Source organism: Paraclostridium benzoelyticum, from assembly GCF_001006285.1.
In the GTDB taxonomy this organism is placed as follows: Bacteria; Bacillota; Clostridia; order Peptostreptococcales; family Peptostreptococcaceae; genus Paraclostridium; species Paraclostridium benzoelyticum.
The window spans coordinates 1-13,318 of record NZ_LBBT01000174.1; the positions used below are offsets into that span (position 1 = coordinate 1).

15 protein-coding genes are annotated in these 13,318 nt (G+C 30.4%); 3 read left to right on the top strand and 12 right to left on the bottom strand.

The window, feature by feature from the left end; genetic code table 11:
* The first annotated feature begins 49 nt into the window (after positions 1 to 49).
* Positions 50 to 1,198, top strand: coding sequence for an AraC family transcriptional regulator (locus VN21_RS08065; protein ID WP_046822793.1), 1,149 nt, complete (start codon positions 50 to 52; stop codon positions 1,196 to 1,198).
* 26 nt (positions 1,199 to 1,224) lie between these two features.
* Here VN21_RS08065 and VN21_RS08070 read toward each other — a convergent pair whose 3' ends face one another.
* From VN21_RS08070 to VN21_RS08085, 4 genes are read right to left on the bottom strand one after another with little or no spacing between them, the layout of a single operon-like run.
* Positions 1,225 to 2,199, bottom strand: a complete 975-nt coding sequence (locus tag VN21_RS08070) for an N-acetylglucosamine kinase (RefSeq protein ID WP_046822794.1) — start codon at positions 2,197 to 2,199, stop codon at positions 1,225 to 1,227.
* Positions 2,200 to 2,222: 23 nt separating this feature from the next.
* Entirely contained in the window at positions 2,223 to 3,161 is a 939-nt protein-coding gene (pfkB, locus tag VN21_RS08075) for a 1-phosphofructokinase (protein ID WP_046822795.1), read from the bottom strand.
* The gene (locus tag VN21_RS08080; protein WP_046822796.1) at positions 3,139 to 4,014 is read right to left on the bottom strand and encodes a tagatose-bisphosphate aldolase subunit GatY; all 876 of its coding nucleotides are present in this window, start codon (positions 4,012 to 4,014) and stop codon (positions 3,139 to 3,141) included. The genes pfkB and VN21_RS08080 overlap by 23 nt, the downstream gene beginning before the upstream one ends.
* 18 nt (positions 4,015 to 4,032) lie before the next feature.
* Positions 4,033 to 5,226 (bottom strand): SIS domain-containing protein, encoded by a 1,194-nt coding sequence (locus tag VN21_RS08085; RefSeq protein ID WP_046822797.1) that lies wholly within the window; start codon positions 5,224 to 5,226, stop codon positions 4,033 to 4,035.
* 177 nt (positions 5,227 to 5,403) lie between these two features.
* On the opposite strand from VN21_RS08085, the gene VN21_RS08090 reads away from it, so the two are divergent.
* Together VN21_RS08090 and VN21_RS08095 are read left to right on the top strand one after the other, a co-directional pair.
* The gene (locus VN21_RS08090) at positions 5,404 to 5,592 is read left to right on the top strand and encodes a hypothetical protein (RefSeq protein WP_046822798.1); all 189 of its coding nucleotides are present in this window, start codon (positions 5,404 to 5,406) and stop codon (positions 5,590 to 5,592) included.
* Positions 5,593 to 5,699: 107 nt separating this feature from the next.
* Complete coding sequence (locus VN21_RS08095; protein WP_046822799.1) at positions 5,700 to 5,957, top strand: DUF1294 domain-containing protein; 258 nt, start codon at positions 5,700 to 5,702, stop codon at positions 5,955 to 5,957.
* 98 nt (positions 5,958 to 6,055) lie between these two features.
* On the opposite strand, the gene VN21_RS08100 is transcribed toward VN21_RS08095, so the two are convergent.
* From VN21_RS08100 to VN21_RS08135, 8 genes are all read right to left on the bottom strand, one after another.
* Positions 6,056 to 7,207, bottom strand: coding sequence for a sodium ion-translocating decarboxylase subunit beta (locus VN21_RS08100; RefSeq protein WP_046822806.1), 1,152 nt, complete (start codon positions 7,205 to 7,207; stop codon positions 6,056 to 6,058).
* Positions 7,208 to 7,273: 66 nt separating this feature from the next.
* Positions 7,274 to 7,657, bottom strand: coding sequence for a biotin/lipoyl-containing protein (locus tag VN21_RS08105; RefSeq protein ID WP_206198390.1), 384 nt, complete (start codon positions 7,655 to 7,657; stop codon positions 7,274 to 7,276).
* A 17-nt stretch (positions 7,658 to 7,674) separates the two neighbouring features.
* The gene (locus VN21_RS08110; RefSeq protein ID WP_046822800.1) at positions 7,675 to 8,061 is read right to left on the bottom strand and encodes an OadG family transporter subunit; all 387 of its coding nucleotides are present in this window, start codon (positions 8,059 to 8,061) and stop codon (positions 7,675 to 7,677) included.
* 14 nt (positions 8,062 to 8,075) lie between these two features.
* Entirely contained in the window at positions 8,076 to 9,623 is a 1,548-nt protein-coding gene (gene mmdA / locus VN21_RS08115; protein ID WP_046822801.1) for a methylmalonyl-CoA decarboxylase subunit alpha, read from the bottom strand.
* Positions 9,624 to 9,650: 27 nt separating this feature from the next.
* The gene (gene mce, locus VN21_RS08120) at positions 9,651 to 10,061 is read right to left on the bottom strand and encodes a methylmalonyl-CoA epimerase (protein WP_046822802.1); all 411 of its coding nucleotides are present in this window, start codon (positions 10,059 to 10,061) and stop codon (positions 9,651 to 9,653) included.
* Positions 10,062 to 10,076: 15 nt separating this feature from the next.
* On the bottom strand, positions 10,077 to 11,012 hold the full coding sequence (gene meaB, locus VN21_RS08125; RefSeq protein WP_046822803.1) for a methylmalonyl Co-A mutase-associated GTPase MeaB: 936 nt from the start codon (positions 11,010 to 11,012) through the stop codon (positions 10,077 to 10,079).
* 14 nt (positions 11,013 to 11,026) lie between these two features.
* A complete protein-coding gene (locus VN21_RS08130; RefSeq protein WP_046822804.1) occupies positions 11,027 to 11,428 on the bottom strand; it encodes a cobalamin B12-binding domain-containing protein in 402 nt (133 codons plus the stop codon).
* Between the two features lie 14 nt (positions 11,429 to 11,442).
* On the bottom strand, positions 11,443 to 13,113 hold the full coding sequence (locus VN21_RS08135) for an acyl-CoA mutase large subunit family protein (protein WP_046822805.1): 1,671 nt from the start codon (positions 13,111 to 13,113) through the stop codon (positions 11,443 to 11,445).
* Between the last annotated feature and the right edge of the window lie 205 nt (positions 13,114 to 13,318).

The window sequence follows — 13,318 nt, forward strand, 5'->3', positions numbered from 1 at the left end:
TATTTAACTTTCATATAATATATATTATATCCTATAATTGGAGGTTGTTATGTTTGATAAAATCACATCTCCTAAGTTTAAATTTTTTGGAGAAGTAATAAATACTTATAATGAAATTGATAACTCTTATCTTCATAATTTTACAAATAAGAGTATTAGTGATTTAAAAGTTTTAACAAACGATGAGGTTTTTATAAAAGTTTTATCTGGCGTTGTTATGATTTTAGTGTCATTTGATTCCTCTAGCTTAAACTCGTTTATAGTAAATAGACCTATAAGATTAAAAAAAGGACTTCATTTCAACTTTATATCGATATCAGATAAGTCTTCAATATATATATCAAAATCTTCATATAAATTTAATTCAATACCTTTAACACACGATTACGTATACTCTTCTATATCGCCTTCATTACATATAAATGAAATTTATACTAAATTTTATCAAGAAAAAGGATGTAGTTACATCTTCAAAGGAGAATCACATCCGTATTGGGAGCTTACTTATGTAGATAAAGGTATGTTAAATACAGATATAGATAGTAATTCTTATACCTTAAACCAAGGTGATTTAATATTTTATGCCCCACTTCAATTTCATAATCAATATACAATAGAGGACAATACTTGTTCATATCTAACTATAAATTTCAATATGGATTTTGATGATTACGAGTTTCTATGTAATAAAGTATTTACGTTAAACCGCGATTCACATCATATTATTCAAAACCTTATTAATGAGTTATCAAATCAAGATATATATTCTGATGACCTATCACTTTGTTACTTAAAGCAACTTATTATAAACACTCTAAGATTTAAAAATTTCCAAGGTCAACATAAACCAACTACACATATGCAACAATCTTATGAAGACGATCAGTTGAATAATATTTTAAAATATATTGATAAAAACATTAATAAAAAAATAAACATAAGTACATTATGTAATGAATTTTGTATAAGTAGTACAACTTTACATTCTCTCTTTAAGAAAAATACAAATAAAACAGTTAACAATTATATAAACGATATAAAACTAAAGAAAAGTAAAGAACTTATAAAAAGTTCTAGTTATACATTTAGTCAAATTTCTGAGTTATTAGGTTTTTCTTCCATTCATTATTTTTCCCGTAAGTTTAAATCTCATTTTGGAATTTCCCCCACTGAATATTCCAAATCTATATATAAGTAAAGGAAGGTAATATTACCTTCCTTATTTTATGAAAAACTATATTCAGTTTTATTAATCATATTATTTAAAACTTCATTACTTACATGATTATTTTTTATTTTATAAGCTAGTAAACACGCTCCCATATCTGGTTCTAATATAGGTTTTATAAGCTTTACATTATATCCGCTTAAATTATTTTTTATCGGGTTAATAATTAAGTCTCCACTTTTAAATACTCCACCTGAATAAGATATAGTTATTTCATCTTCAAATTCCAATTCATTTATTATCATCTTTACTAATAAACTAAGCTCATATCCAGCTAAATTAAATATCTCTAGTGCATTTTCATCATTTAATTTAGCACTTTCAAAACATATTTTAGAAAACTGTGCAATTTGAGTTCTATCTTTATTTATTTTATTTAAAACATAGTCAATTATTTCAAAATTATCATCTATATCTAAGTATTCCCTAACTTTTTTATAAATCAAACCTCGGTTTAATCTCTTATCAGCTTCTTTTGAAAATACTTCAATAGTTTTTTTTCCTATCCAATGTGCAGATCCTTCATCGCCTACATAATCTCCCCATCCACCACATCTTATTGTGTTTCCATATAAATCTTTTCCAAGTGCAATCGAGCCCGTTCCACTAACTATATTTATTCCAGGTTTACCTGCTAGAGAACCTTCAAACCCAGCTTCTACATCATTTCCAATTCTAAAGTCAATTTTATTAAATACTCGTTCACATATGCAATTTATTTTTTTTACAACACTTTTAACTTCTCCATATCCAGGAATACCAAGAAAAACACTATCTATTTTTTCAGTATCTACGTTTGATTTTTCTATAATCTTACTTAATCCTTCGTTCAATATATCTTCTAATCCATCAAATCCTACTTGCTCATAATGAGTTGTTTTCGTTGTATATTGTGTAATCTTTTCCCCCATATTATTTATAATGGTAAATGTAGTTTTTGTACCTCCACCGTCTACCCCTATATAATACATATACGCCCTCCTATATTGGTAGATTAAGTTTTTTTAACATATTCATTTACTTTAATTTCATCTATAAATTTATTAATATCATCTAAATTTATAGATCCTGTATATATGTTCATTGCATTTGACATTCCACATGCATTTGCTAATTTCAAAGTATTTTCTAAATCATAACCTTTAGATATTCCTAAAGCAAAACCAGCTATACTAGAATCTCCACTTCCAACAGGGTTTATAACCTCTATTTTAGGTATTTCAACTTTATATATATAATCTTTATTTACAAATATCATTCCATCTTTTCCCATTGATACACATATATTTTTTACTCCACTTGAAAGCATACTTTCTGCTACACTTATAATATCCTCTATACTTTTTATTTTTAATCCACTTAAACTTTCTAGTTCATCAATATTAGGTTTTATAAGATATGGACTTGAATTCATCCCTAATCTAAGACTTTCCCCACTACTATCTAAAATAAACTTTATATTTCTTTGATTGCATATTTCTCCAATTTTAAAATAATAATCTATTGGCAAGCCCTTTGCTAAGCTACCTGATGCAACTAAAACATGTGTATCTTTTAAAACTTCTTCTAAGTCTTTTTCAAATCTATTAATTTCTTCTTTACTTATATTTGGACCTTTTTCTAACACCTCTGTACTTACATTGTTTGAATCCATTATATTTAAACAAATTCTAGTCTCTTCTTGTATAGTTGTAAATTTGTTTTCTATTCCTATATCTTTTAATTTAGATTTTATATATTCACCATTAAATCCACCTAAAAATCCTATACAATTAACATCTTCCCCAAGCTTCCTTAGAACTTTTGCTACATTTAACCCTTTTCCGCCTGCAGTTGGATTAACTAAATCAGCTCTTTGAACAGAACCAATTTCAAATCTATCTAATTTATATAATCTATCTATAGATGGATTAAATGTTATAACTGATATCATGTGCTTTATTCTCGCTCTTACACATCTTTATTTTTTCAACTACAACATCATACATAGCATTCTTTGCAGGCACTAGGTATTGTCTTGGATCAGATGCATTAGGATTTTCATTAAAATATTGTTTTATAGCATTTGAAAAAGGTATTTTAAGTTCTGTTGCTATATTTACTTTACATATACCTTTTTCAATTGATTTTTGAACTGATTCATAAGGTACTCCAGATGCACCATGAAGTACTAATGGTACATCAACCATATTTTTAATTTTTTCTAATCTGTCAAAGTCTAATTTAGGTTCACTTTTATAAAGTCCATGAGCTGTTCCAATTGCAACTGCTAGTGAATCGACTCCTGTTCTTTTTACAAATTCATACGCTTCTTTTGGATCTGTTAAAAATACATCCTTTTCATCTACATTTAAATCATCCTCTATCCCACCTAGCTTTCCTAGTTCAGCTTCTACCGTAGATCCATATAAATGAGCGAATTCAACTACATCTTTTACAATTTCTATATTATTTCTAAACTCGTGCTTCGATGCATCTATCATAACTGATTTGCAACCAAGCTTTATTATTCTTTTTATGTCTTCTACATTTTCATGATGATCTAGATGAAATGTTAATGGTATATTGTTTAACTCACTTGCTTTTTCAATTATAGCTAAAAGATAGTTCTCATCTGCATACTTTACAGTTGATGGAGTCGCAGCTAAAATAACTGGTGATTTTAAGTTTCTAGCTGCATCTAAAACAACTTGTATTGTCTCTAAATTGTGTATATTAAAAGCCGGAACTGCGTATCCCTCTTTTTGAGCTTTAATCAAAATTTCTTTAGTCGATAACAAACTCATATTCCTTTCCCCCTATTTTTATTTATTTAAATCATGTAGTATAACCCCTTGTACTACTCTGTTTACCTCTCCTGTTGGACATGGATTATCTGGTGTAATTCCTAACTCTTTAGATTTTAAAAATGATAATATTTGCCCAAATATTATTTGTTGTAATGGAAGTAGTGCTTCATTTTCTATGTTGTAATCAATATTTTCTATATTAAATACATAATCAGCTTTATCTTTTAAATTTTGATTTATGTTTGAACCGATTAATGCAACTTTATCTTTTTTTCTATGCGCTAACATTTCTTTAGCCAAATCTAAATCATAAAGTCTAGTGTAATTTTCATTTGATATATAAATTACAGTTATACTTTCATCGTTTATAACCGATTTAGGCCCATGTCTAAAACCTAAAGGCGTATCATAAGTTGCATTTACTTTACCAGCTGTTAGCTCTAAAACTTTCAGTGCACTCTCCCTAGCTATGCCTTTACTTGTTCCAGAACCTAAATATATTATTCTTTCAAATTTTTCTTTTGCTAGTTTATCTATTGATTCTAAATTTGTTTCTATAAATTTTTCTACAGATTTTGAAAGATTTTTTGTATCTTCTATAAACATTTCAATTTCTTCAATATTAAATACTCCTAAACAACTTAAAACCATAGTTGTAAAACTACTTGTCATTGCAAATCCTAAATCATTTGTCTCTGGTGGCATAAGAAGTAATAAACTTTTTTCATCACCTTTCGTATTTAATGCCAATTTACCATTTTCATTACAAGTTATTATGATTTGATATAAATTATCTATAATTTCATTTGCTAATTTTACTGCGTGTACACTCTCTGGTGAATTACCTGATCTTGCAAATGAAACTAAAATAGTTGGTATCTCTTTTATAAAGTAATTACTAGGACTTGCAACTAAGTCTGTTGTAGCTATTGCTTCAACTTTTTTGTTTAATAATTTTGTTAAGTAAGGTTCGCAAGTTTCTCCTGCGAATGCAGATGTTCCAGCACCTGTTAATATAATTCTGCAATTTTTTTTACTCGTAATATTTTCAATAAATTTTTTTATATCATCTCTATTGTCATATAAATTACTTGCAGCCTCTATCCATACTCTAGATTGCTGTGATATTTCTTTTGCAGTGTTTAATCCCTTACAAGATTCTAGTGTTTCTATGTCTATCCCCAATATTTTTTTAGATACAGCTTCCAATTGTACCCCTCCTTATTATTCTTTATATTAATATTGTATTGATTTAAGTTTAATAAGTATTTGCAATTTCGTACTTACGTTTTGTACTTTTATACGTTTTTATCAATTTCTATATTTATTGAATAATTATTAATTCAATTGTCAATCATCCTATTACAAGTTATTAGGAGGATAATTATGTTTTATTTATTAACTTCAAACAAAGTGGAAAGAAACAATGATATTTATACAGTTGGATGTGAATTGATAAAAAAAGTTGATTTAATTTTAGATTGTCAAAACCCAGAAATTTTAAATTCAATTTTTTTAGATTCAGATATAGAAAGTGAAATTTATAATAACAAAGTTAAAGAACCTATTGTTTAATTCACAAAATAAAAACTAGATTATATTTTATAATCTAGTTTTTATTTTGATTTTTTTATTTTTATGATATGATTTAAATGTTTAAATAAATTTACGAGGAGGGTACAATGAAAATTTTTAGCATATATTTTCTAATCATATCATGCATATCATTTTTACTTATGTACATAGACAAACAAAAAGCAATTAAGCGTGAATGGAGAATTCCTGAATCTACTCTTATGACTCTATCTTTAATTGGAGGAGCAGTAGGTACATATCTAGGAATGTATACATTTAGACATAAAACAAAGCATACTAAATTCACTATAGGAGTTCCTATTTGTATAGTAATTAATATATTTTCATACTATTTTTTAACTTGATATAACTAAGTTTCATAGTTTATCCACATTTTTTAGTAAATGTAATTTAATTAAGCGCAAAAAGGATGTCTTAAAATAATTAAGACATCCTTTTTGCTTTATCCAAATAAGCTTAGTAATATCCCTGCCGCTACAGCAGAACCTATTACACCTGCAACATTAGGACCCATAGCATACATAAGTAAGAAATTACTTGGATTTTCTTCTTGACCTACCTTATGAGCAACCCTTGCTGCCATAGGTACTGCAGATACTCCAGCTGCTCCTATAAGAGGGTTAACTTTATCTTTTGTAAATTTATTCATAAGCTTAGCGCAAAGTAATCCCGATCCTGTACCTATACTAAATGCAATTATTCCAAGTGCAAATATCTTTATAGTTTGTGCGCTTAAGAAAACTTGTGCTTCCGCTGATGCTCCAACCGATAATCCTAAAAATATTGTAACTATATTCATTAAAGCATTAGTTGCCGTATCTGAAAGTCTATCAGTAACTGTACACTCTTTAAGTAAATTACCAAACATTAGTAGTCCTATTAATGTAGCTGCTGATGGTAATAATAATGATACTACTATAGTAACTACTATAGGAAATATAATTTTAACTTTTTTAGATACTGGCTTTGATTGTTTCATTATTATATTTCTTTCTTCCTTAGTTGTTAAAGCTCTCATTATAGGTGGCTGTATTATTGGAACTAAAGCCATATACGAATAAGCTGCAACAGCTATAGGAGCTAATAGATGAGGTGCTAATTTTGTTGTTAAATAAATTGCAGTTGGACCATCTGCTCCACCTATAATTCCTGTAGAAGCTGCTTCTGGTCCTGTGAAACCTAAAGCTAATGCACCTATAAATGTAAAAAATATTCCAAACTGTGCTGCAGCACCTAATAGTATACTCTTTGGATTAGATATCATTGGTCCAAAGTCCGTCATTGCTCCAACTCCTAAGAATATTAAAGGTGGGAATATACCCAGTTTACATCCTTGGTATAGGTAGTAAAGCAACCCTCCCGGAGTCTTAGTTGCAATTGATCCATTTATTGATTCTTGTGTAAGTGAAACATCATTTATAGATGAAATTGGTGTATTCATAGCACCTGCTAATGGAAGATTTGTAAGTAACATACCAAAAGCTATAGGCACTAATAATAACGGTTCAAATCCTTTTGCTATTGCTAAATATAATAATACACAGGCGATTAATATCATTACAATTTGTCGCCAATCCATATTAACAATACCCATTGATTGAATAAAATTATTAATAACTTCTCCCACGGGTAAGTCCCCCTTTTAAAAATTTGTAATTATTTAACCTATAGTTATTAAAGCATCCCCTGCGCTTACAGATGCTCCTTTTGATACATCAACTGACTTAACTGTACCATCAGAACTTGCCATTATTTCATTTTCCATTTTCATAGCTTCAAGTATTAATAATACTTGCCCTTTTTTAACACTATCTCCAACTTTTACACGTACATCATTTATTGTTCCTGGCATAGGTGCTGATATAGTTCCTCCTCCAGCAGATGGCGCATTTTGAGTTTGCTTAGGTTGCGCTTTTGGTGCTGCTTGTGGCTGCACTTGTTGAGTTGCTACTTGTGGTCTTTGCACAGATGCCTGACTGCCTAGCTCTTCAACCTCTACTTCGTATGTATTTCCATTTACAGTTATATTATATTTTTTTATCATCGTAAACTCCCCCTGTTTTACTTTGTAATATTTTTAGGCATTCTTTCCCAACTTGATTTATTATTATTAGTTCTTTGTATTTTTCTAACTATTATATTATTTGTACTATTTCCTGTAGCTGCTGCAATTGATGCAGTTATAACTGAAACTAACTCTTCTATATTTTCATTACTACTTTTATTTTCAATTGAAGCTTCTTGAATTGATTCTACGTTAGCTACGGTTTTTTGTTTTTCAGTTCTATCTACTTGCAATATTTTTATTATAATAGATATTATAACTAAAACTATAAAAACTACTGCCATTGAAAGAATAGCTACACAAACACCTGCTAAAAGTTTTTCTCCTATTGAAATTGAAGCTGAAGGGTCCTTCAAAGCTTCTAATAATTGGCTAATATTCATAATTTACCACCTTCCTATAAAGGTATATTTCCATGTTTTTTAGGAGGTCTCTCTTCTCGCTTAGATGCTAATGTATCAATAGCATCTGCGATTCTTATTCTAGAAAGTGAAGGCTCTATCACATCATCTATATATCCTCTTTCAGCCGCCTTATATGGAGTTGCAAATTCATCTGTATATTCTTTTATTTTTATGTCTCTCATTTCTTTTGGATCTTTAGCATTTTTAATATCATTTTTAAATATTATATTGGCAGCTCCACTAGGTCCCATTACTGCAACTTCTGCTGTTGGCCAAGCAAATACCATATCAGCTCCTAAATCTTTAGAACACATTGCAAGATATGATCCACCATAAGCTTTTCTAGTTATTAATGTAATTTTAGGAACTGTAGCTTCACTATATGCGTAAAGCATTTTAGCCCCATGTCGTATTATCCCTCCATATTCTTGAGATGTTCCTGGTAAAAAGCCTGGTACGTCAACTAAACTAAGTATAGGTATATTAAATGCATCACAAGTTCTTATAAATCTTGATGATTTATCAGATGCATTTATATCAAGTGATCCAGCCATAATTTTTGGTTGATTTGCAATTATTCCTATACTTTCACCATTTATTCTTGCAAAACCTGTTATTATATTTTGAGCAAAGAATGGTTGAACTTCATAAAAATCACCATCGTCTATTATTTCATATATAATTTCTTTCATATCATATGGTTTGTTTGAACCATCTGGTATTATACTATTTAAAACATCATTTTTTCTATTCGGATCGTCTTGGCATTCTAATATAGGTGCTTTTTCAGAGTTATTAGAAGGTAAAAATGATAATAATTTTCTTATTTGAACTATACAATCTTCATCATTTGAAGCTATAAAGTGAGCAACTCCAGAAGTTGTGTTATGAGTTGATGCTCCTCCTAATTCTTCAGCTGTTACTTCTTCTCCTGTAACAGTTTTGATAACTTGAGGTCCCGTTATAAACATTTGACTAGTTCTATCTACCATATATACAAAGTCTGTTAATGCTGGAGAATAAACAGCTCCTCCTGCACAAGGCCCCATTATTGCAGAAATTTGTGGAACTACACCTGATGCAATTGTGTTTTTATAAAATATTTCTCCATAGCCTGCAAGTGCATCAACAGCTTCCTGAATTCTAGCTCCTCCTGAATCATTAAGTCCAACAACTGGTGCCCCTAACTTTAAAGCAGTATCCATAACTTTTCCAATTTTTTTTGCATGCATTTCTCCTAATGACCCGCCAAGCACAGTAAAGTCTTGTGCGAATGCACAAACTAATCTTCCTTCAACTTTACCATATCCAGTAACTACACCTTCTCCTGGTATCTCTTTATTTTCCATTCCAAAGTTTGTACATCTATGCTTTACAAATGCATCTAATTCAACAAATGTATTTTCATCGAATAATTGGTTTAATCTTTCTCTTGCAGTTAATTTGCCTGATGAATGTTGTTTATCTATTCTTTTTTGTCCCCCGCCTTGTTCTATTTTATGTCTTTTTTCATAAAGTAAATTTAACTTTTCTTGTGACACAAAATCACCCCCAAATTTTTGTTATATTTATATTCTTTCACTTAGTTCTAATAAAACCCCATCTGTGCCTTTTGGGTGGCAAAATGCTATTTTAGCATTTCCAGCTCCATATCTTGGTTTTTCATCTATCATTTTATATCCCTTAGCCTTAACTTCTTCTATGGCTTTTTCTATATTATCAACTCTAACTGCAACGTGTTGTATTCCTCCACGTCCTCCATTTTTTGCTATAAATTTAGCTATTGGTCCATCTTCTGTTGTAGATTCTAATAGTTCAAGTTCTGTATCTCCAACTGGTAAAAAAGCTACTTTAACCTTTTGATCTTCAACAATTTCTGTTCCTTCACATTTTAATCCCAATACATCTTCATAAAACTTCAAAGTTTCCTCCAAATTATTAACTGCTATTCCAACATGATCAACTCTTAATATATCCATAACTACTCCCCCTTGTTATTTAGTAACTTTTTCAAATAACATATTGCTTATAGAGTATGGGTCAATTTCTTTGCTTATAGTTTTTAATAACAATTCATCGACCTCTTTTGTATACTCTAAATCTTTAACTAAACTAGATACTTTTTTCTGAACTAATTCCTTAACTTCAATTCTATTTCTTTCTAGTCTTTTTTCGTTTAATTTATTGCTTTCTTCTAAAAACTTTCTATGTTTCAATATATTTTCATAAACTTTATCTACACCATCACCAGTTTCAGCAATAGCCAAACTTACAGGTGGTCTAAATTCCCAATCTTTTTTAAAGTCTAGCATCATTTCTATCTCTAAAGATGTTTTCTTTGCTCCATCTTTATCTGCCTTATTTATTGCAAATACATCTGCAATTTCCATAACTCCAGCCTTTATTGCCTGTATATCGTCTCCTAACCCCGGTACCATGACAATAAGAGTTGTATCTGCAGTTTTAACTATATCTATTTCTGATTGCCCAACCCCTACAGTTTCTATAAATATATAATCGCAACCATAAGCATCTAAAACTTTTATAGCTGCTTGAGTTGCATTCGACAATCCACCTAGACTCCCTCTAGTTCCCATGGATCTTATAAATACATCTTTATCTGTATTTAAGTCATTCATTCTGATTCTATCCCCAAGTATAGCTCCTTTTGTAAAAGGACTTGTTGGGTCTATTGCTATAATTCCTACTTTTTTACCCTCTTTTCTTATAAGTTTAACTAACTTATCAGTTAAAGTAGATTTCCCAGCACCAGGAGGACCTGTTATTCCTATAACATAGGCCCTTCCAGTGTATTTATATATGTCTTTTAAAGCATCTTCATATCCAGGCTGCTCATTTTCTACAATAGTGATAAGTCTAGCACAATCCCTTTTTTTACCTTCTAGCACCCTATTCACTATATCTTTCATATTTATCTCCTTTTTTAAGCTAATGCTCTTTTAAGATTTTCTCTAATAAAATCTATAGTCATTGAAGTTGGCGTTCCTGGAGTAAATATCTCTGCAATTCCTTTTTCTTTTAAATACGGAATATCATCTTCAGGAATTACTCCTCCGCCTATTACTAATATATCTTCAGCTTCTTCTTCATGTAATAATTCTACAACCTTTGGTAGTAAGTGGTTATGAGCTCCTGATAATATACTCATTGCAACAACATCAACGTCTTCTTGTATAGCTGCTGCTACAATTTGTTCTGGAGTTTGTCTAAGCCCTGTATATATAACCTCCATACCAGCATCTCTTAATGCTCTTGCTATTACTTTAGCCCCTCTATCATGTCCATCTAATCCTGGCTTTGCAACTAATACTCTTATTGGTCTCATATCAATATACCCCCCTATATCATAACCGTTTGTTTATATTCGCCAAACTCTTCTCTCATAACGCCACAAACTTCTCCTAATGTAGCATACTCTCTAACTGCTTCTAGTATATATGGCATTACATTTTCATCAGAGTTACAAGCTTTTCTAAGTGCTTCTAAAGCTTGTTTAACTTTTTCACTATCTCTTCTTTCTTTAAGTTCTTTTATCTTTTCTTTTTGTCTTTCTCCAACCATTGGGTCAACTTTTAATAGACCTTTTGGAGCTTGTTCTTCTATTTGGAATTTGTTAACTCCAACTATAATTCTATCGTTATTTTCGATCTCTTTTTGATATCTATATGCACTATCCATTATTTCTTGTTGTATGAATCCTTTTTCTATAGCTTGTGGTGCTCCACCTAATTCATCTATTTTTTCTATTAATCTTAATGCTTCTTCTTCTATTTGATTAGTTAAACTTTCTATATAATAAGAACCTGCTAGTGGATCTATACTATCTGCTACTCCACTTTCGTGTGCTACGATTTGTTGTGTTCTAAGTGCTACTCTTACTGAATCTTCTGTTGGAAGTGCTAGTGCTTCGTCTTTTGAATTTGTGTGTAATGATTGAGTACCTCCAAGTACTGCTGCTAATGTTTGAATTGCCACTCTGACTATGTTGTTTTCAGGTTGTTGTGCTGTAAGTGTACAACCGGCTGTTTGAGTATGGAACTTAAGTGCCCATGATTTTGGATTAGTCGCTTTGAATCTTTCTTTCATAACTTTTGCCCATATTCTTCTTGCTGCTCTAAATTTTGCAACCTCTTCTAATAAGTTGTTGTGTGCATTAAAGAAGAATGATAGTCTAGGGGCAAAGTCGTCTACATTTAACCCTGCTTGTATTGCCGAATTCACATATGCTATACCATCAGCTAATGTAAAGGCTACTTCTTGAACCGCATTTGATCCTGCTTCTCTTATATGATAACCTGATATACTTATTGTGTTCCATTTAGGCACTTCTTTTGAACAATATTCAAATATATCAGTGATTAATCTCATGGATGGTTTTACCGGGAATATATATGTTCCTCTTGCTACATATTCTTTTAATATATCATTTTGTATCGTACCTCTTAATTTGTCAGCTGAAACTCCTTGCTTTTCAGCAACTGCTATGTACATTGCTAAAAGCACTGATGCTGGTGCATTTATAGTCATTGATGTTGATACCTTATCTAAAGGTATTCCATCAAATAATATTTCCATATCCGCTAATGAATCTATACAAACTCCAACCTTTCCAACTTCTCCCTCTGATATTGCATCATCTGAGTCATATCCCATTTGAGTCGGAAGGTCAAATGCCACTGAAAGCCCCATAGATCCTTGATCTATTAGATATTTATATCTTTGATTTGATTCTTCTGCTGTTGCAAATCCAGCATACATTCTCATAGTCCAGAATTTTCCTCTATACATTGTAGGTTGAACTCCCCTTGTATATGGATACTGTCCTGGATATCCTAGATCATTTTCATAATCAACTTCTGCATCCAATGGTGTATATAGTCTTTTCATCTCTTGACCTGTGTCAAACTCAAATTTTTCTTTTCTTTCTGGGAATCTAGCTATAGACTTATTAACTTTGTCTTCCTCCCATTTATTAAAGCTCTCTTGAATTTGTTCCTTGTTTTTCGTCATATGAACTCCCCCTATTCTTTATCTCTAATCACTTATGATTTTTTAGAGATTATATACATTAAATTTTAATATAAATTTTTAATAAATACCCCTTCACTAAAATTATTACATACCTTCACCTAAGATTGCAATCGTTTTTATGCAGGTTTTATTTCATTATTGAATGGAGCTTTAAAATTTGAAATTTTCAAAATTCAATCTTTCA

Excerpts from the sequence above, each read along its gene's own strand:
- VN21_RS08065 (WP_046822793.1), top strand. The coding sequence starts at position 50 with ATGTTTGATAAAATCACATCTCCTAAGTTTAAATTTTTTGGAGAAGTA.
- VN21_RS08070 (WP_046822794.1), bottom strand. The coding sequence starts at position 2,199 with ATGTATTATATAGGGGTAGACGGTGGAGGTACAAAAACTACATTTACC.
- pfkB (WP_046822795.1), bottom strand. The coding sequence starts at position 3,161 with ATGATATCAGTTATAACATTTAATCCATCTATAGATAGATTATATAAA.
- VN21_RS08080 (WP_046822796.1), bottom strand. The coding sequence starts at position 4,014 with ATGAGTTTGTTATCGACTAAAGAAATTTTGATTAAAGCTCAAAAAGAG.
- VN21_RS08090 (WP_046822798.1), top strand. The coding sequence starts at position 5,404 with ATGTTTTATTTATTAACTTCAAACAAAGTGGAAAGAAACAATGATATT.
- VN21_RS08095 (WP_046822799.1), top strand. The coding sequence starts at position 5,700 with ATGAAAATTTTTAGCATATATTTTCTAATCATATCATGCATATCATTT.
- VN21_RS08100 (WP_046822806.1), bottom strand. The coding sequence starts at position 7,207 with ATGGGTATTGTTAATATGGATTGGCGACAAATTGTAATGATATTAATC.
- VN21_RS08105 (WP_206198390.1), bottom strand. The coding sequence starts at position 7,657 with ATGATAAAAAAATATAATATAACTGTAAATGGAAATACATACGAAGTA.
- VN21_RS08110 (WP_046822800.1), bottom strand. The coding sequence starts at position 8,061 with ATGAATATTAGCCAATTATTAGAAGCTTTGAAGGACCCTTCAGCTTCA.
- mce (WP_046822802.1), bottom strand. The coding sequence starts at position 10,061 with ATGGATATATTAAGAGTTGATCATGTTGGAATAGCAGTTAATAATTTG.
- meaB (WP_046822803.1), bottom strand. The coding sequence starts at position 11,012 with ATGAAAGATATAGTGAATAGGGTGCTAGAAGGTAAAAAAAGGGATTGT.
- VN21_RS08130 (WP_046822804.1), bottom strand. The coding sequence starts at position 11,428 with ATGAGACCAATAAGAGTATTAGTTGCAAAGCCAGGATTAGATGGACAT.
- VN21_RS08135 (WP_046822805.1), bottom strand. The coding sequence starts at position 13,113 with ATGACGAAAAACAAGGAACAAATTCAAGAGAGCTTTAATAAATGGGAG.